Below are 16,530 nucleotides of genomic sequence, written 5' to 3'. Positions count from 1 at the left end.
GTCCGGTGGCGACAACGGCCCGGCCCTCCCGGGCGGCCGGTGCTGATAACGGTTCGGCGGCCAGGTCTTGAAGTCGGAGCCCGCCTGTCGTAGAAATTCTTCAGCAAATTTCGATTTTTTGAAGAGAAACGACAGGTCCGCCGGACGAATCCGAGGAGCGACGATGGACAGGCGCGACATTCTGCGACGCGGCGCCGCCGCCGGCCTGCTGGCCACCCCCGCCGCCGGCCTGCTCGCCGGCTGCGCCACCGGTGGCGGGGGCGACTCGGGCGACGGCAAGGTGTACAAGGGCACCAAGTCCGCGCAGAACCCGCTCGGGGTGGCGGAGGACGCCCCGCTGGAGGTCGTCATCTTCAGCGGCGGCTTCGGCGAGGAGTACGCGAAGGCCCACGAGGCCATGTACACCGCGCACCATCCGAAGGCGAAGATCAAGCACTCCGCCACCCAGGAGATCAGCAAGACGCTCCAGCCCCGCTTCGTCGACGGCACCCCGCCCGACGTGGTCAACAACTCCGGCGCCGGCCAGATCGACTTCAACGGGCTGGTCTCCCAGAACGCCCTCGCCGACCTGGGCGAGCTGCTCGCCGCGCCGAGCCTCGACGTCCCCGGCAAGACCGTCAGGGACACCCTGCTGCCGGGCGCGGTCGAGGTCGGCTCGTACGACGACCGGTTCCTGGTGATGAACTACACCTACACGGTGTACGGCATCTGGCACTCCACGAAGCTCTTCGCCGACCGGGGCTGGGAGTACGCGAAGACCTGGGACGAGCACATCGCCCTGTGCAAGAAGATCAAGGCGGCGGGCGTCGCCCCCTGGACGTACGCCGGCAAGCACCCCCGCTACATGAGCTGGCCGCTGATCTCCACCGCGATCAAGTTCGGCGGCACGTCGGTCGCCGTCGCGATCGACAACCTGGAGCCGAACGCCTGGCGCTCCGACGCGATGAGGACCGCCGCCGACGCCTGGCACCAGATCGTGAAGGACAAGCTCATCCTCGACGGCTCGCCCGGCCTGGACCACGTCCAGTCGCAGACCGCGTGGTGCCAGGGCAAGGCCGCCTTCATCTCCTGCGGCTCCTGGCTGGAGAACGAGCAGAAGGCGGTCACCCCGGCCGGGTTCAACATGACGGTCGCGCCGACGCCGAGCCTGGGCGCGGGCGACAAGCTGCCGTTCGAGGCGGTGCGGGGCACGGCCGGCGAGCCGTTCATGGTGCCGGCGAAGGCGCGCAACGTCGCGGGGGGTCTGGAGTTCTTCCGCACCATGCTGTCGAAGCAGGGCGCGCAGGACTTCACCCGCAAGGTCGCCAGCCTCACGGTGGTCGCCGGGGCCACCGAGGGAGTGGAGCTGCCGTACGGGCTGAGCACCGTGGTGAAGGCCCTGGACGCCTCCGGCGACAACGGCTTCAACTGGGTCTACAACAACTACTACCGCAAGCTGGAGCGCAACCTCGTCGACGCCGCGTGCGGCGAGTTCTTCAGCGGTCGGATCGGCCCGGCGGAGTTCCTCGACCAGTGCCAGAAGGGCGCCGACTCGATCGCGCAGGACAGCTCGGTCAAGAAGTACAAGCGGTCGGCGTGAAGCACGGCAAGTACCCCCTGATCCTCACCTTCCTGGTTCCTCCGCTGCTGCTCTACGTCGTCTTCGTCGTGTCGCCGTACCTCCAGGCGTTCCAGATCTCCACCACCGACTGGATGGGCTACTCCGCCCAGGCCGACCCGGTGGGGCTGGCCAACTTCAAGGCGCTGTGGCACGACGACTACGTCTGGAACGCGCTGCGGAACAACGTGGTCCTGCTCGCGCTGGTGCCCGTGCTCACCATCGCGCTCGGGCTGTTCTTCGCCACCATGCTCAGCATGGGCGGGCGCCGGGGCCGGGCCGGCGTGACCGGGGTACGCGGCGGCGCGTTCTACCGCACCGTCTACTTCTTTCCGCAGGTGCTCTCGGTGGTGATCATCGCGGCGCTGTGGAAGGAGGTCCTCCACCCGACGAGCGGGCTGTTCAACGGCACCCTGCGGGCGGTGGGCCTGTCCGGGCCGTCCTGGCTCGGCGACCCGCGGTTCGCGTTCTGGTGCGTGCTGGCGGTGATGGTCTGGGCCAACGTCGGTTTCTACGTGGTGCTCTTCGGCGCGGCCATGTCGGCGATCCCGAGGGAGATCTACGAGGCGGTGCTGCTCGACGGCGCGTCGCGGTGGACCACCCTGCGCCGCATCACGATCCCGCTGCTGTGGGACACCGTGCAGGTCGCCTGGATCTACCTGGCCATCGCCGCGCTCGACGGGTTCATCCTGGTGCAGCTCATGACCAACGGCGGCCCCAACTTCTCCTCGGACGTGATCGGCGTGCGGATGTACGACACCGCGTTCGGCAGCGAGACCAAGTTCGGCTACGCCTCGGCGATCGGCGTGGTGATGTTCTTCCTGACCCTGTCGGTCGCCGTGCTGGCGCTGCGGGCCGGCCGGCGGGAACGGATCGAGCTGTCATGACCGCTGTCGACCGGCCCGTGCGGCGCGAGCGGGGCGTCACCAACGTCCTCTCGCACGGGTTCCTGCTGCTCTGGGGCGCGCTGACCGTGCTGCCGCTGCTGTGGATGGTGCTCAGCTCGTTCAAGAGCAACGCCGAGATCATCGCCGACCCGTGGGGGCTGCCCGGCGCGCTGCGGTTCGACAACTGGGCGCGGGCCTGGACCGGCGCGCACATCGGCCGGTACTTCCTCAACAGCGCGATCGTGGTCACCGGCTCGGTCACCCTCACCATGCTGATGGGGGCCACCGCCGCGTACGTCTTCGCCCGGTACGAGTTCCGGGGCCGCCAGCTCGCCTACTATTTGTTCGTCGGCGGGCTGATGTTCCCGGTCTTCCTGGCCCTGGTGCCGCTGTTCTTCGTGGTCCGCAGCGCCGGGCTCTTCGGCACGTGGACCGGGCTGGTCCTGGTCTACGCGGCGTACTCGCTGCCCTTCACGGTCTTCTTCCTCACCGCGTTCTTCCGCACCCTGCCGACCTCGGTGGCGGAGGCGGCGCTCGTCGACGGGGCCGGCCACTTCCGGCTCTTCTTCCGGGTGATGCTGCCGATGGCGCGGCCGGGCCTGATCAGCCTCGGCATCTTCAACTTCCTCAACCACTGGAACCAGTTCCTGCTGCCGCAGGTGCTGCTTCAGGGGGACGACTCGAAGTGGATGCTGGCCCAGGGCCTGGCCGCCCTGTCGGTCAGCCAGGGCTACGCCGGCGACTACGCCCAGCTCTTCGCCGGCCTCACCATCGCGGTGGTCCCGGTGCTGATCGTGTACGTGGTCTTCCAGCGCCAGGTCCAGTCCGGCCTCACCGCCGGCCAGCTCAAGTAGTCGACCGGCAGGTGCCGTCCGGGTCCAGCTCGGCGCAGACCAGCTCGTCGAGCCTGGCCCGGACCCCGTCGGCCGTCGGGTCGTCGACGTCGTCGAGGATGCGCAGCGCGCGCCGCCACGCGGCGGCGGCCCCGTCGGGGTCGCCGGCCTCGCGCAGGGTGTCGCCGAGGTTCGCCTCGGCCTCGGCCTCGCCGTGCCGGTCCCCGAGCGTCACGAAGATGTCCCGGGCCCGGCGGTACAGCTCGACGGCCCGGTCGTGCGCGCCGAGCTGTCGGTGGACGTAGCCGAGGCTGTCCAGCGTCATGGCGACGCCGGGCAGGTCGCCCTGCTCGTCGAGCAGGGCGAGCGCCCGCTCGCAGTCGGTGATCGCCTGTTGGTGGTCGCCGAGCTGAGCGTGGCACCAGCCGACGGAGTTGAGGGCGTGCGCCTCCTCGCGGTGACGACCGGTGCGGCGGAACAGCTCCAGGGCCCGCAGGTCATGCCGCAGGGCGGTGGCGTGCCGGCCCGACCGTTCGGCGATCCAGCCCAGGCTGCGGTGCGTGAACGCCTGGTTGAGCTGGTCGCCCAGCTCGCCGAAGAGCTCCAGCGCGCGCGACTGGTGGGCGTGGGCGTCGGTGAACCGGCCGAACCGGGTCGCGACGCCGCCCAGGAAGCGGTGCGCGTGGGCCTCGGCGGCCCGGTCGCCGAGGCGGCGGGCGGCGGCCAGGGCGATCTTCTGGGTGTCGGCCCAGTCGTGCCAGTGCCCGCGCAGGTCGAAGAAGCTGACGCAGGCGGCGGCGAGCTGCCAGGCGTGCCGGTCGTGGCCGGTGTCGGCCGCGTGCGCGACGGCGGCGACGAGCACCCGGTGCTCCGCGCCGAACCAGTCCAGCGCGGCGGCCCGGTCGCCGAGCTGCTGCGGGGTCACCCCGGGTGCCGGGTCGGCGAGCGCGATCGGGCCCCGGGGCGGATGCAGCGGCCGCTCGGCGCGGTGCGCGGTGTGCAGGTAGTGGTCGAGCACCCGGCGGGTCGTCGCCCGCCGGTCGGGCTCCGGGTCCGCGTCGGCCAGTTCCCGGGCGTACGCGCACAGCAGGTCGTGGCAGGTGAACCGGCCGGGCCGGTGCTCGGCGACCAGGTGCGCGTCGACCAGCTCGGCGAGCAGCGGCCGGACCTCGGGCACCGACGTGCCGGCGAGGCTGGCCACCACGGCGACCCCGACGTCCGGCCCGCAGGTCAGCCCGAACTGCCGGAACAGCCGGGCGGCCGGCGCGCTGACCTGGGCGTACGACCAGGAGAGGACGGCCCGGACGTCGATGCCGGGCTCGGTGCCGGCGAGCGGGTCGAGCCGCCGGGGTGCGTCGCGCAGCTCGGCGGCGATGGTGGCCAGCGGGAAGCGCGGGCGGGTGGCGGCGCGGGCGGCGACGACCGCCAGGGCCAGTGGCAGGCCGGCGCAGTGCCGCACGATCTCGTCGACGGCCGCCGGTTCCGCCGCCACCCGGGCGGCGCCGAGCCTGCGGACCAGCAGCGCCGTCGACTCCTCGGTGGTGAGCAGTTCCAGGGCGATCGGCCGGGCGCCCTCCACCGCGATCAGGCCGGGTAGCTGGCTGCGACTGGTGATCAGCGCCAGGCAGCCGGAGTAGCCGGGCAGTAGCGGACGGACCTGCTCGGCGTCCCGGGCGTTGTCGAGGAGCAACAGCATCCGCCGGCCGGCCAGCAGGCTGCGGAACAGGTTGATCTGCGCCTCGGTGCCGGCCGGGACCCGGTGCCGGGGAACGCCGAAGGCGTCCAGGAAGCCGCGTACGGCCTCGGCGGGTGAGACCGGCTCCTTCGTCGGGTCGAAGCCCCGCAGGTTGACGTGGAGCTGACCGTCCGGGAAACGGTCGCGGACCCGCTGGGCCCAGTACGTCGCCAGCGTCGTCTTGCCCACCCCGGCGGTCCCGGTCACGACCGCGATCACCGGCGCGCCCGGCCCCGGTTCGGCCTCGGCGAGCAGCTCGTCGAGGCTCGCCAGGACTTCCTGCCGGCTGGTGAACGCGGTCGAAGCGGGCGGCAGGTGGGCGGGCACCGGCAGCGACGGGCCGGGCCGGTCCGGGGCGCGGGGTGCCGCAGCCGCCGGCTCGTCGTCGCGTCCCCTGGCGGCCCCGGCGCTGTCGGCGGGCCGGCCGCACAGCCGTTCCCCGGTGGCCCGCTCCCACCGCGTCGCCCAGGCCCCCGCCTCGGCCGGGCTCACCCCGAGCGCGAGCAGCAGCCGGTCGAGGACGTCGAGGGGCATCGCGGTGCGCCCGCTCAGGTAGTTCGCCAGGCTGCTCCTGGGCACGCCAGAAAGCGTCGTCAGATCCTGGAGCGAGAGCCTGGCCTTGCCGCGCCGCCGGGCCGCCCGGACCCGCAGCGAGTTCAGCTCGGCCAACAACTCCTGTTCCGTTCCGATGCCGTCCACCCCGGACCCCCCATGGGACTTCTCGGTCACCCACGCATCGTGCCAGGAGCCGTCCACGGTCGTCCACGGATGTCCAGAAAGGTCATCGGGAGGACGGCGGGGTGCCAGCATCGGCGGGTCGCCACACCCGCCAGACAGTGGCGAGCCGACCGTTACCGCCGCTCAGAGAGGATGAAGATGCTGTCCAGATTACGAACGGCGTCAGGAAGGGTCGCCGTCTGCGTCGCGGCCCTGGCGGCCGTGGTGGCCCTGGCGCCCGCGCCGGCGTCGGCGGACCTCAGCCACTTCAACAAGAACGCCCAGGACGGCGGGAACGTCTCCTACTGCTTCACGTCCAGCGTCACGTCCTACATCCGGGACAACATGGCCGGGGCGATGAGCTACATGGACGGCCGCCTGTCGGCCATCCCGTCGGTCACCTACCACTCGGCCTGCGACGTGGCGGTGGGGGACGGGACGCCGCGCACCGACATCGCCTGGTTCGACGCGTGGCGCGACGGCGTGTACGGCGAGGCGTTCTGCAAGTACGAGTGGCCCAACGACGGCTCGTCCAACCAGGGCGAGTGCGACCAGAACCATGTGTACCTGGTCGGTTCGGCCATCGCCCGGGACGCCCCCGACGACGAGCACGGGTACTCGTCGGTCGCCTGCCACGAGGCGGGGCACACCCTCGGCTTCAAGGGCCACCAGGACCCGCCGCCGGCCAACGAGCGCGACTGCATGGCGGGCGGGGACATCCGCACCGTCCGGTCGACGGACGTCACCTACAGCGCCCACAACACGTCCGACTTCAACGCCTACTACGACTGAGGGGCCACCCATGCGACAGCGAAACTCATTCGTGCTGGGCGTCGTCCTGGCCGCCGCGGGTGTGATCGGCCTGGCGACGGGCTGCGGCGGCGCGGCGCGCACGGCGGACGATGCCGGCGTCAGCACGTCGACCGCCGTGAACCCGCAGGCGTTGCGGTTCAAGGAGTACTCCTACACCCCCCAGCAGACGCCGGAGGCGTTGGCGGCGGCGGACTACATCAAGGTCACCGCGGTCGGGACCGTCGAGGGCTTCCGCGAGGGCGTGACGTACCTGACGGAGCCGGGCGACACCCCCTACCCCCGGGTGTACATGGTGGTGCGGGTGGACCGGGCGTTCAAGGGCGCCGCCGACCCCGGTGTGCTCGCCGACGGACGCCTGTTCGTCGAGTTCGACCGGGGGCCAATCAACGCGCGCGACGGCAGGACGCCGTTGAACTCGATGGATGTTTTCGAGCGGGAGGTGCCCCGGGGCACCCGGGTCGCGCTGTTCCTCACCGACGCGCCGACGATCTCCGACCGGGTGGTGGACCCGCAACTCGCGCCCCGGGTGCGGACGTTGGTCCCCCACCCGCAGGGGCTGGTCTTCGAGGACAGGAGCCGCGGGCGGCTGGTGCCCGGCCTGATCGTTCCCGAGGAGCTTCCCCGGCCGTGGCGCGCACTCTCGTCGCTGGACGAGCTGACCGCTCGCATGGCCGGCGTCCGGAAATAGCCGACCCATTCGGAGGAGACAATGCGAAAGCCTGGCCCGGAGTGCGGATCCACTCCCAATCGGCCGGTCCGGTGGGGTTCGCAGCCCGCGTAGGTGACGTCCGGTGGGCACCGGCAGGGCCGGTGCCCACCAGTGGGGGCGTCGACAACGGTCATGCCAAGAGTTGCACCGACGACGATCCCTTCAGCCATTCCGTCGCGTGCTGGCAGCCGTACGGCGACGTGCTCTGGATTTCCGACAACAGCGCGATCGGAACCACGCCCACCGCGGTCTGGTGGAACTACTACCCGAACGACAGCACGCTCTGTCGGCAGGGCACCCGCACCTTCACCGGTTGGGGGGTCCTGCAACAGGGACATGCACGAGGGCAGCCTGATCAAGCTCCGGGTCTGCGACAGCCCCGACTCGGGCCGTCAGTGCTGGACGTCGATCATCAGCCCCCGGGCGTGATCGACGCCCCGCGTCCGCCGGTGGGTTGAGGCGCTCCGGCTGCTGAGGGAACGGGGGCAGTCGGAGCGTCGGCGGGCGCGGGCCCTGCTCGACCCGCGCTGTCACGCCGCCGGCGGCACCAGCAGCGGGTGCAGGGCCGCCGGGTCGGTGACCTCGGGCAGGTCGCGGGCGGCGAGCCAGGCCGCCGCCGCGGCCCCGTCACCGGCCGGGCGCAGCGGCGCGTCCGGCCAGCGCCGGGTCAGCTCCGCGGCGACGGCGGCGGCCAGCGGGGTGCCGCCCGTGAGCAGGCCGCCGCCGAGGACCAGCGGCTCCGCCGACCCGGGCGGCCGGATGCGCGCGGCGGTGCCCGCGAGATGGTCGGCGGCCTCCGCGACCAGCCCGGTGGCGACCGGCTCGGCCTCGACGGCGGCGGCCACCACCAGCGGCGCGAGCCGGGCCAGCTCGATCGGCGGCCGGCGGGTGACGGCCTGGACCAGCGCGTCCACCGTGTCGCGGGGGCGGGCGGCCACCCGGTCGGAGCCGAGGAGTTCGGTGAGCACCCGGGCGCCCAGCGGGCCCGGGGTTTGTGCGCGGTCCAGGTCGGCCAGCAGCCGCCGGACCGCCTCGCGGCCCAGCCAGAATCCGGACCCGGCGTCGCCGAGCAGCCAGCCGTGGCCGTCCGCGACCCGGTCCAGCCGCAGGCCGACCACCTGCGCGGCGATGCCCCCGGTGCCGGCGATCAGCACCGTGCCGTCGGGGCCGGCGGTGCCGGAGGCGTACGCGACGAGGGCGTCGCCGTGCACCGCGTACGGGCAGCGCAGGCCGGCGTCGCGCCAGGCCCGGTCGAAGGCGTCCCGCCCGGCCGGGTCGGCGAGCAGCCGGCCGGCCCCAGCCAACCCGATCGTGCCGGCCCGCACCCGCTCGGCGTCCACGCCGGCCAGCGCCTGCCGCAGGGCGGCGAGCAGCTCCCCGGCGGCCCGCTCGGTGCCGTGACTGGTCGGGTTCCCCCCGCCGGCCCGGCCGACGCCGAGGCGCTCGCCGGTCAGGGCGAGGGCGACCGCCCGGGTGGACGTGCCCCCGACGTCGAGACCGACCACTAGGGTGTCGGACATCCGATGGGCCTCCCTGCCTGAGCTTTCTCCGCGTCCATGCTGGTCCAGGCCGCTACGGGCGGCAAGATCCCCGGGTCCCGAGGGGTCGTGGCCCAGGTAACAGTTTGAAAACTTCGACCACAGGCTTGACAGGAAGGGGCCTCTAGTAAGAACTTTTACCAACAACAGTTAACAACCTTACCGGAAGGCCGGCGCATGGTGGATCACGAGGCGGAGACCCCCCGGGGGACCGCTGTGGTCGACGCCGAGGCGGCCGAGCGGCGGGGTGTGCTCCACACCGACGGCGTGCTCGCCCGCGTCCGGGCCGGCGCGGGCGAGCTGACCGGGGCGCTGCGCCGCGTCGCCGAGCACGTGCTCAGCGACCCGGAGGCCACCGCCCGCGCGACCATCGTCGAGCTGGCCGAGCGCAGCGGCACCTCCCCGGCCACCATCACCCGGTTCTGCCGGGCGATGGGCTTCGACGGCTACGCCGACCTGCGTCTCGGCATCGCCGCCGAGACCGGCCGGGCCCGCTCCGCCGGCTGGACCGTCGACATCGGCCGGGAGATCCAGCCCGGCGACCCGCTGGAGCGGGTGCTCGGTCAGATCATGGCCGCCGACACCCGGGCCATGCACGACACGGCGGCGCTGCTCGACCTCGCCGAGGTGGAGCGCGCGGCGGTCGCCATCGCCGGCGCCAGCCGGGTCAACATCTTCGGCGCCTCCGGCAGCGCCCTCGTCGGCGAGGAGATGCAGTTCAGCCTCCACCGCATCGGGGTCGCCGCCTGGGCGTGGAACGACGTGCACGAGGGGCTGGCCAGCGCCGCGCTACTCGGCCCCGGCGACGTGGCGCTGGGCATCTCCCACACCGGGCAGACCCGGGAGACCATCGAGCTGCTCGCCGAGGCGGGCAGCCGGGGCGCGGCCACGGTCGCCCTCACCGGCTTCCCCCGCTCTCCGCTGGCCGAGCTGGCCGACATCGTGCTGCTCACCGCCAGCCAGGCGACCACCTTCCGCCCGGACGCGCTCTCCGCCCGGCACCCGCAGCTCGTCGTGCTCGACCTACTCTACGTCGCGGTCGCCCAGCGCACCCACGCCCGCGCCCACGCGGCCTTCCTGCGCACCGCCCAGGCCGTCGACGGGCACAAGGCCGCGAGGGGGGCCACCGCATGATCAGCGCACAGGGGTACGTCGACGCCGTCCGACCGGTCCTCGACCGGCTCGTGGACTCCCAGGCCGAGCAGGTGGGCCGCGCGGCCGACCTGATCGTGGCGAGCCTGCGCGCCGGCGGAGTGCTCCAGGGGTTCGGGGCCGGGCACTCCGAGGCGTTCGCCGCCGATCTGGTCGCCCGGGCCGGCGGCCTGGTCCCCACCAACCGGATCACGCTGCACGATTTGGTGCTCCACGGCGACGCGCCCCGCGACGTGCTCGCCGACCCGAAGCTGGAACGCGACCCGGCCGTCGCCCACCAGCTCTACGCGCTGGCCGCCCCGCATCCGGCCGACGTCTTCCTGATCGCCTCCCAGTCCGGCATCAACGGCTCGGTGGTCGAGCTGGCGACGCTGGTCACCGGGCACGGTCATCCGCTGATCGCGGTCACCTCCGTCGAGCACACCAGCCGGGTCGCCCCGCGGCACCCGTCGGGGCACCGGCTCGCCGACCTCGCCGACGTCGTGCTGGACAATGGCGCGCCGTACGGTGACGCACTGCTGCCGCTCGAGGGCGGCGGCGCGGTCTGTGCGGTCTCGTCAGTCACTGCCGCGCTGCTGGCGCAGTTGTTGACCGCCGAGGTCGTACGACGGTTCCACCAGGCCGGAGAGGCACCCCCTGTATACCTCTCCGCCAACGTCCCCGGTGGGGACGAGCACAACCTCGCCCTCGAGTCGCGGTACGCCGGGCGTCTCCGGCGGACCGCCTGATTCGACACTTCAAGGAGAGACGACGATGTCGATTACCCCCGAACAGCCGGCCGACCTGAGCCGCCGGAACCTGCTGCGGCGGGCCGCCGCCGTGGGCCTGCTCGCCACCCCCGCCGTCGGCCTGCTGGGCGCCTGCGCGACCAGCGGCTCCGACGAGAAGAACGAGCCGGCCGAGACCGGCACCAAGAGCGCCACCAACCCGCTCGGCGTCAAGGAGGACGCCGGGCTGGAGGTGGTCATCTTCAACGGCGGCTACGGCGAGAAGTACGCCACCGACGTGCACGAGCCGCTCTACAAGAAGGCGTTCCCCAAGGCGGAGGTCAAGCACCAGGCGACCCAGGCGGTCTCCACGGTGCTCCAGCCGCGGTTCGCCTCCGGCAACCCGCCGGAGTTCGTCAACAACTCCGGCGAGAAGCTGATGGACTACGGCGCGCTGGTCGCCGACGGCCAGCTCTACGACCTCACCGAGCTGTGGGACGCCCCGTCGGTCGACGACCCGAGCAAGAAGGTCCGCGACACCGTGGTCCCCGGCACGGTCGAGACCGGCTCGTTCAACGGCAAGCCCTACGTGCTCTACTACGTCTCCACCGTCTTCGGCATCTGGTACTCGGGCAAGCTGTTCAAGGAGAACGGCTGGGCCCCGGCGAAGGACTGGAGCGAGTTCACCGCCCTGCTCGACAAGATCAAGGCCAAGGGCATCACCCCCTACGGCTACGCCGGCGCGAACGCCGCGTACTACCAGTGGAACGTCATCCTCACCCACGCCGCGAAGATCGGCGGCCCGGACGTGCTGAAGAACATCGACAACCTGGAGGACGGCGCCTGGCAGCAGGACGCCGTGAAGCAGGCCGCCGCGGCGTGGGCCGAGATCGGCGCCAAGTACGTGGACAAGAGCTTCGAGGGGCTCAAGCACACCGACGTCCAGCTCCGGCAGAACCAGTACAAGCTCGCCTTCTACCCCAGCGGCGACTGGCTGGAGAGCGAGCAGAAGAAGGACACCCCGGCCGGCTTCGAGTACCAGCTCATGCCGGTGCCGAGCCTGTCGGCGAACGACAAGCTGCCGGCCACCGCGTTGCGCGCCACCGCCGCCGAGGGGTACTTCGTCTCGGCCAAGAGCAAGAACCCGCGCGGCGGCCTGGAGTACATGCGCCAGATGCTCTCCACGGCCGGCGCGAAGGGCTTCACCGAGGTGGCCAAGGCCCCGACCGTGGTCACCGCCGGCTCGGAGGGCTACGCCTTCCCGCCCGGCGTGGCCAGCTCGCAGGCCGCGCTCCGGGCCGCCGGCAAGGACGTGTTCAACATGTTCTTCGACGGCTGGTACAAGGAGCTGGACACCGAGGCTCGCACCGCCACCAACGAGCTGATGTTCGGTCGGATCAACGCGGACGCCTTCGTGGAGCGGGTGCAGAAGCGCGCCGACGCCCTCAAGAAGGACAGCTCCGTTACCAAGTTCAAGCGCTGATCGGAGCGGGGTCATGCGGCACGGCAAGTATCCGTTCGTGATCGGGTTCCTCTTCGCCCCGGTCACGCTGTACGTGGTATTCGTCATCGCACCGTACGCTCAGGCGTTCCAGGTCTCGATGACCAACTGGCGGGGCCTGTCCGCCCCACAGTGGGTGGGTTTCGACAACTACCGCAGGCTGCTGGACGACGGCAACTTCTGGAAGGCGGTCCAGCACCACGGCGTACTGCTGCTTGCCCTGCCCTTGATCACGATTGCCATCGCGTTGTTCTTCTCCTTCCAGCTCAACGTGGGCGGAAGAACCGTGAACGGCCAGCGTCAGGGGGTCTGGGGGTCGAAGTTCTACCGGGTGGTGTTCTTCTTCCCCCAGGTCCTGGCCGTGGCGATCATCGCGGTGCTGTTCCAGATGGTCTACCGGCCCAACGAGTCCGGCCTGATCAACGGTGTGCTGATGAAGCTCGGCTTCGACCCGGTGCTCTTCCTGGTCAGGCCCAATCTGGCGCTCTGGTCGATCATCGCGGTGCTGGTCTGGCAGGCCGTCGGCTTTTACGTGGTGCTCTTCTCGGCGGGAATGGCCTCCATCCCCGGTGAGATCTACGAGGCGGCCGAGATGGACGGGGCGAGCCGGGTCACGCTCTTCTTCCGGGTCACCCTGCCGCTGCTCTGGAACACCCTCCAGGTGGCCTGGGTCTACCTCGGCATCGCCGCGTTCGACGCCTTCGCCATCGTCGCGGTGCTCTCGGTGGACAGCGGCGGCCCCGACGGCGCCACCACGGTCCTGGCGAACGAGATCTACCGCAACGCGTTCGTCTACTCGAAGTACGGCTACGCCTCGGCGATGGGTGTGGCGCTGTTCTTCTTCACCCTCACGTTCGCGGCACTGACGCTGCGGCTGACCAAGCGGGAAAGCGTGGAGTACTGACATGAAGACCACGTTGCCGCCGTCGGCGGCGGTGCCGCCCCCGGCGGCGCTGCCGACCCCCGGCAAAAAGCCCAGCTCGGGCTCCCACGCCCGGGGCCGCCGTTCAGAGGTGCGGTTCCTCTCCAGCCTCGGCCACATCGCGCTCGCCGTCTGGGCGGTGATCGTCATCGTGCCGATCCTGTGGACGTTCCTCGCGGCGTTCAAGAACACCGGCGAGATCTTCAGCAGCCCATGGACCCTGCCGGCCGAGCTGCGCTGGGAGAACTTCTCCCGGGCGTGGACCAAGGCGCGCGTCGGCCGGTACTTCATGAACAGCGTCGTGGTGGTGGGGTGCGGCACCTTCGCCACCATGCTGCTGGGCTCGATGGCCGCCTACGTGCTGGCCCGCTACCGGTTCTGGGGCAACCGCGCGGTGTACTACCTGTTCGTCTCCGGGCTGGCGTTCCCGGTCTTCCTGGCCCTGGTGCCGCTGTTCTTCGTCGTGAAGAACCTGGGCCTGCTGGACACCCACACCGGCGTGATCCTGGTCTACACCGCGTACTCGCTGCCGTTCACCGTGTTCTTCCTCGCGGCGTTCTTCCGGACGCTGCCGAACTCGGTGGCCGAGGCCGGGATGATCGACGGCTGCTCGCACGTCCGGCTCTTCTTCCAGGTGATGCTGCCGATGGCCAAGCCCGGCCTGATCAGCGTGGCGATCTTCAACGTCATCGGCCAGTGGGCGCAGTACCAGCTACCGCTGGTGCTGCTCTCCAACGCCAAGGACAAGTGGGTGCTCACCCAGGGCATCGCCGACATCTCGGTCAACGCGGGATACGAGGCGGACTGGTCCGGGCTGTTCGCCGCCCTGACCATCGCCATCCTGCCGATGATCATCGTCTACGCCATCTTCCAGCGGCAGATCCAGTCGGGGCTCACCTCCGGCGCCGTCAAGTGACACCCGCCGGTGGCCGTCCCACAAGGACGGCCACCGGCTTCCTCGCCCGGCGCGGAAACTGTCGCAGGGGCGAGGCAGAATCATGTTCGTGCTGGTGGCGGTGGTGGCGGGCGAGCGGGGCGAGGGAGTTCTGCAACCCCTCGACCCCGCCGGCCGGGCCACCGGCCCCGCCGACGCGGTGGGCGACCTCGCCGCCGCGATGGCCGCCCGGGAGGTCGCCGGGCACCCGCGCTGGGTGTGGGCCACCGGCGCCTCCGTCTACCCCGCGCTGCTGCGCGCCGGGGTCCGGCTCGACCGCTGCCACGACGTCGAGCTGATCGAGTCGCTGCTGCTCGGGCACGCCGGCCGCTGGGGCGAGCCACGTTCGTTCGCCGCCGCGTGGGCCCGGCTCACGGGCGCGCCGGTGCCGCCCGACCCGCCGCCCCGCCCGGCCGAGCCGCCGGGCCACGGGCAGGGCGCCCTCTTCGACGCGCCGCCCGGCCCGCCGGGCCCCGGCATCGAGGCCCTGACCCGGGTGTACGCCGACCAGCTCGCCCGGATCGCCGCCACCGCGCACCCCGGCCGATTCCGGCTGCTGGTGGCCGCCGAGTCGGCCGGCGCGCTGGTCGCGGCCGAGATGGGCGCGGCCGGCCTGCCCTGGCGGGCCGAGGTGCACGACGAGATCCTCACCGAGCTGCTCGGCGAGCCGTCCCCGGTCGGCGGCCCGCCCCGCCGGCTGGCCGAGCTGGCCGCCCGCATCGCCGAGGCCTTCGGGCTGCGCCAGCTCCACGCCGACTCGCCGGCCGAGCTGCTGAAGGCGTTCGCCCGGGCCGGCGTGGAGCTGCCCAACACCCGGGCGTGGGTGCTGCGCGGGGTCGACCACCCGGCGGTCCCGCTGGTGCTGGAGCACAAGGAGCTCTACCGGATCTGGACGGCGCACGGCTGGGCGTGGCGGGACGCCTGGGTCCGCGACGGCCGCTTCCACCCGGAGTACGTCCCGGGCGGCGTGGTCACCGGCCGCTGGGCGACGCGGGGCGGCGGCGCGTTGCAGATCCCGAAGGTGATCCGGCGGGCGGTGGTGGCCGACCCGGGCTGGCGGTTCGTCGTGGCCGACGCCGGCCAGCTCGAACCGAGGGTGCTCGCCGCGGTCTCCGGGGACGCCCGGCTCGCCGCCGCGGGCGGGGCCGGTGACCTCTACGCCGCCCTGGCCCGGGACTCCTTCGGCGGCGACCGGGCGCGGGCCAAGGTGGCCCTGCTCGGCGCGATGTACGGGCAGACCGGCGGGATGGCCGTGCCGGCCCTCGCGGTGCTGCGGCGCAACTACCCGACCGCGTTCGCGTACGTCGAGGCGGCGGCGCGTACCGGGGAGGCGGGCGGCCTGGTCCGGTCCTGGCTCGGGCGGACGTGCCCGCCCGGCGCGGCCGGGTTCGCCGACGCCGACGCCCCCGGCCTCGATCCCGGCCCGGCGGCCGACCCGCAGGGGCCCCGCGCCCGGGCGGCCCGCTCCCGGGGCCGGTTCACCCGCAACTTCGTCATCCAGGCCACCGCCGCCGAGTGGGCCTCCACCCTGCTGGCCGCCCTGCGGACGGCGCTGGCCGGCACCGACGCCGAGCTGGTCTTCTTCCAGCACGACGAGGTGATCGTGCACTGCCCCGCCGGGCAGGCCGACGCGGTGGCCGAGGCGGTCCGGGCCAGCGGCGCGCGGGCCACGGCGCTGCTGTTCGGCGACACCCCGGTCCGGTTCCCGCTGGACCTGTCCGTCGTGGGCTGTTACGCCGACGCCACCTGAGGCCCACGCCCAACCGAGTCGCGGTCCCGAGTGCGCGAAATATCCTTTTCGCCCCGACACTCATCCCCGGTGGCGCTCGTTGCACCCGGTGTGCGAATCGCAGGAATGATCATCGCGGCGGGTGGGGGGCGTCGCCTCGGCGGGCCCGAGGCGCTGCTGCACCAGGGCGGGCAACCCCTGGTGAGCCGGATGGTCGAGACGATGACCGAGGCGGGCTGCGAGCAGATCGTGGTGGTGCTGGGCGCGGCGGCCGAGCAGGTCCGGCAGGCCGCCGACCTGACCCCCGCCACGGTGGTGGTCAACCGGGCCTGGGGCACCGGGGTCGGCTCGTCGATCCGGGCCGGCCTCGCGGCGCTGACCGACGAGGCCGTCGAGGCGGTCGTGGTGGTCCCGGTGGACATGCCGGGGCTCACCCCGGCGGCCGTCCGGCGGGTGGCCGCGCTGCCCTACCCGGACGTGCTGGTCTGCGCCACCTACGGCGGGCTGCGCGGGTACCCGATGCTCTTCGGCCGCCGGCACTGGTCGGGCATCGCCACCCTGGCCAGCGCCGACGTGGGCGCGCGGCCGTACCTGCTGGCCCACAAGGACCAGATCGTGGACATCTCCTGCGACTCGGTGGCCGACGGCAGCCGGGTCGACACCCCCGAGCTGATGGCCCTCTACGGGCTGACCGTCCCGCCCCAACGCGTCGGCGCCTGATTGGAGTTGGCTGGGTCAGGCCACGCGCCGACGTGC

15 protein-coding genes are annotated in these 16,530 nt (G+C 72.3%); 13 read left to right on the top strand and 2 right to left on the bottom strand.

Features of this window, described 5'->3' with window-relative positions; genetic code table 11:
* The first annotated feature begins 163 nt into the window (after positions 1-163).
* The 3 genes from ngcE (LPU43_RS09920) to LPU43_RS09910 are packed head-to-tail and all read left to right on the top strand — an operon-like array spanning position 164 to position 3,338.
* Complete coding sequence (gene ngcE, locus LPU43_RS09920; protein ID WP_229399978.1) at positions 164-1,579, top strand: N-acetylglucosamine/diacetylchitobiose ABC transporter substrate-binding protein; 1,416 nt, start codon at positions 164-166, stop codon at positions 1,577-1,579.
* Positions 1,576-2,484 carry a carbohydrate ABC transporter permease gene (locus LPU43_RS09915; protein WP_229399977.1) on the top strand — a complete coding sequence of 303 codons (909 nt, stop codon included), beginning with the start codon at positions 1,576-1,578 and terminating at the stop codon, positions 2,482-2,484. The genes ngcE (LPU43_RS09920) and LPU43_RS09915 overlap by 4 nt, the downstream gene beginning before the upstream one ends.
* Positions 2,481-3,338: a carbohydrate ABC transporter permease gene (locus LPU43_RS09910; RefSeq protein WP_229399976.1), complete on the top strand. Its 858-nt coding sequence runs from the start codon at positions 2,481-2,483 to the stop codon at positions 3,336-3,338. Before LPU43_RS09915 ends, LPU43_RS09910 begins: the two co-directional genes overlap by 4 nt.
* On the opposite strand, the gene LPU43_RS09905 is transcribed toward LPU43_RS09910, so the two are convergent.
* Complete coding sequence (locus LPU43_RS09905; RefSeq protein ID WP_229399975.1) at positions 3,331-5,781, bottom strand: ATP-binding protein; 2,451 nt, start codon at positions 5,779-5,781, stop codon at positions 3,331-3,333. The two genes, LPU43_RS09910 and LPU43_RS09905, sit on opposite strands and share 8 nt — an antisense overlap.
* A gap of 141 nt (positions 5,782-5,922) precedes the next feature.
* On the opposite strand from LPU43_RS09905, the gene LPU43_RS09900 reads away from it, so the two are divergent.
* The 3 genes from LPU43_RS09900 (at position 5,923) to LPU43_RS09890 (ending at position 7,749) form a co-directional block, all read left to right on the top strand.
* Positions 5,923-6,561: a hypothetical protein gene (locus LPU43_RS09900; protein ID WP_229399974.1), complete on the top strand. Its 639-nt coding sequence runs from the start codon at positions 5,923-5,925 to the stop codon at positions 6,559-6,561.
* Between the two features lie 10 nt (positions 6,562-6,571).
* Positions 6,572-7,270 (top strand): hypothetical protein, encoded by a 699-nt coding sequence (locus LPU43_RS09895; protein WP_229399973.1) that lies wholly within the window; start codon positions 6,572-6,574, stop codon positions 7,268-7,270.
* A gap of 122 nt (positions 7,271-7,392) precedes the next feature.
* Entirely contained in the window at positions 7,393-7,749 is a 357-nt protein-coding gene (locus LPU43_RS09890) for a hypothetical protein (RefSeq protein ID WP_229399972.1), read from the top strand.
* Between the two features lie 72 nt (positions 7,750-7,821).
* On the opposite strand, the gene LPU43_RS09885 is transcribed toward LPU43_RS09890, so the two are convergent.
* Entirely contained in the window at positions 7,822-8,811 is a 990-nt protein-coding gene (locus LPU43_RS09885; protein WP_229399971.1) for an N-acetylglucosamine kinase, read from the bottom strand.
* Between the two features lie 195 nt (positions 8,812-9,006).
* On the opposite strand from LPU43_RS09885, the gene LPU43_RS09880 reads away from it, so the two are divergent.
* From LPU43_RS09880 to LPU43_RS09850, 7 genes are all read left to right on the top strand, one after another.
* Positions 9,007-9,963 (top strand): MurR/RpiR family transcriptional regulator, encoded by a 957-nt coding sequence (locus LPU43_RS09880; protein ID WP_229399970.1) that lies wholly within the window; start codon positions 9,007-9,009, stop codon positions 9,961-9,963.
* The gene (locus LPU43_RS09875; RefSeq protein WP_229399969.1) at positions 9,960-10,709 is read left to right on the top strand and encodes a sugar isomerase domain-containing protein; all 750 of its coding nucleotides are present in this window, start codon (positions 9,960-9,962) and stop codon (positions 10,707-10,709) included. Before LPU43_RS09880 ends, LPU43_RS09875 begins: the two co-directional genes overlap by 4 nt.
* A gap of 25 nt (positions 10,710-10,734) precedes the next feature.
* Positions 10,735-12,171 (top strand): N-acetylglucosamine/diacetylchitobiose ABC transporter substrate-binding protein, encoded by a 1,437-nt coding sequence (ngcE, locus tag LPU43_RS09870; RefSeq protein ID WP_229399968.1) that lies wholly within the window; start codon positions 10,735-10,737, stop codon positions 12,169-12,171.
* A gap of 13 nt (positions 12,172-12,184) precedes the next feature.
* A complete protein-coding gene (locus LPU43_RS09865; RefSeq protein ID WP_229399967.1) occupies positions 12,185-13,093 on the top strand; it encodes a carbohydrate ABC transporter permease in 909 nt (302 codons plus the stop codon).
* Position 13,094: 1 nt separating this feature from the next.
* Positions 13,095-14,027: a carbohydrate ABC transporter permease gene (locus LPU43_RS09860; RefSeq protein WP_229399966.1), complete on the top strand. Its 933-nt coding sequence runs from the start codon at positions 13,095-13,097 to the stop codon at positions 14,025-14,027.
* A gap of 82 nt (positions 14,028-14,109) precedes the next feature.
* A complete protein-coding gene (locus LPU43_RS09855) occupies positions 14,110-15,795 on the top strand; it encodes a bifunctional 3'-5' exonuclease/DNA polymerase (protein ID WP_373321681.1) in 1,686 nt (561 codons plus the stop codon).
* Positions 15,796-15,900: 105 nt separating this feature from the next.
* Positions 15,901-16,494: a nucleotidyltransferase family protein gene (locus tag LPU43_RS09850; protein WP_229399965.1), complete on the top strand. Its 594-nt coding sequence runs from the start codon at positions 15,901-15,903 to the stop codon at positions 16,492-16,494.
* The last annotated feature ends 36 nt before the right edge of the window (positions 16,495-16,530 follow it).

This window comes from Micromonospora okii (assembly GCF_020884795.1).
In the GTDB taxonomy this organism is placed as follows: domain Bacteria; phylum Actinomycetota; class Actinomycetes; order Mycobacteriales; family Micromonosporaceae; genus Micromonospora; species Micromonospora okii.
Note: the sequence above shows the minus strand (reverse complement) of the source record. Positions and strands in the feature narration are given on the sequence as shown.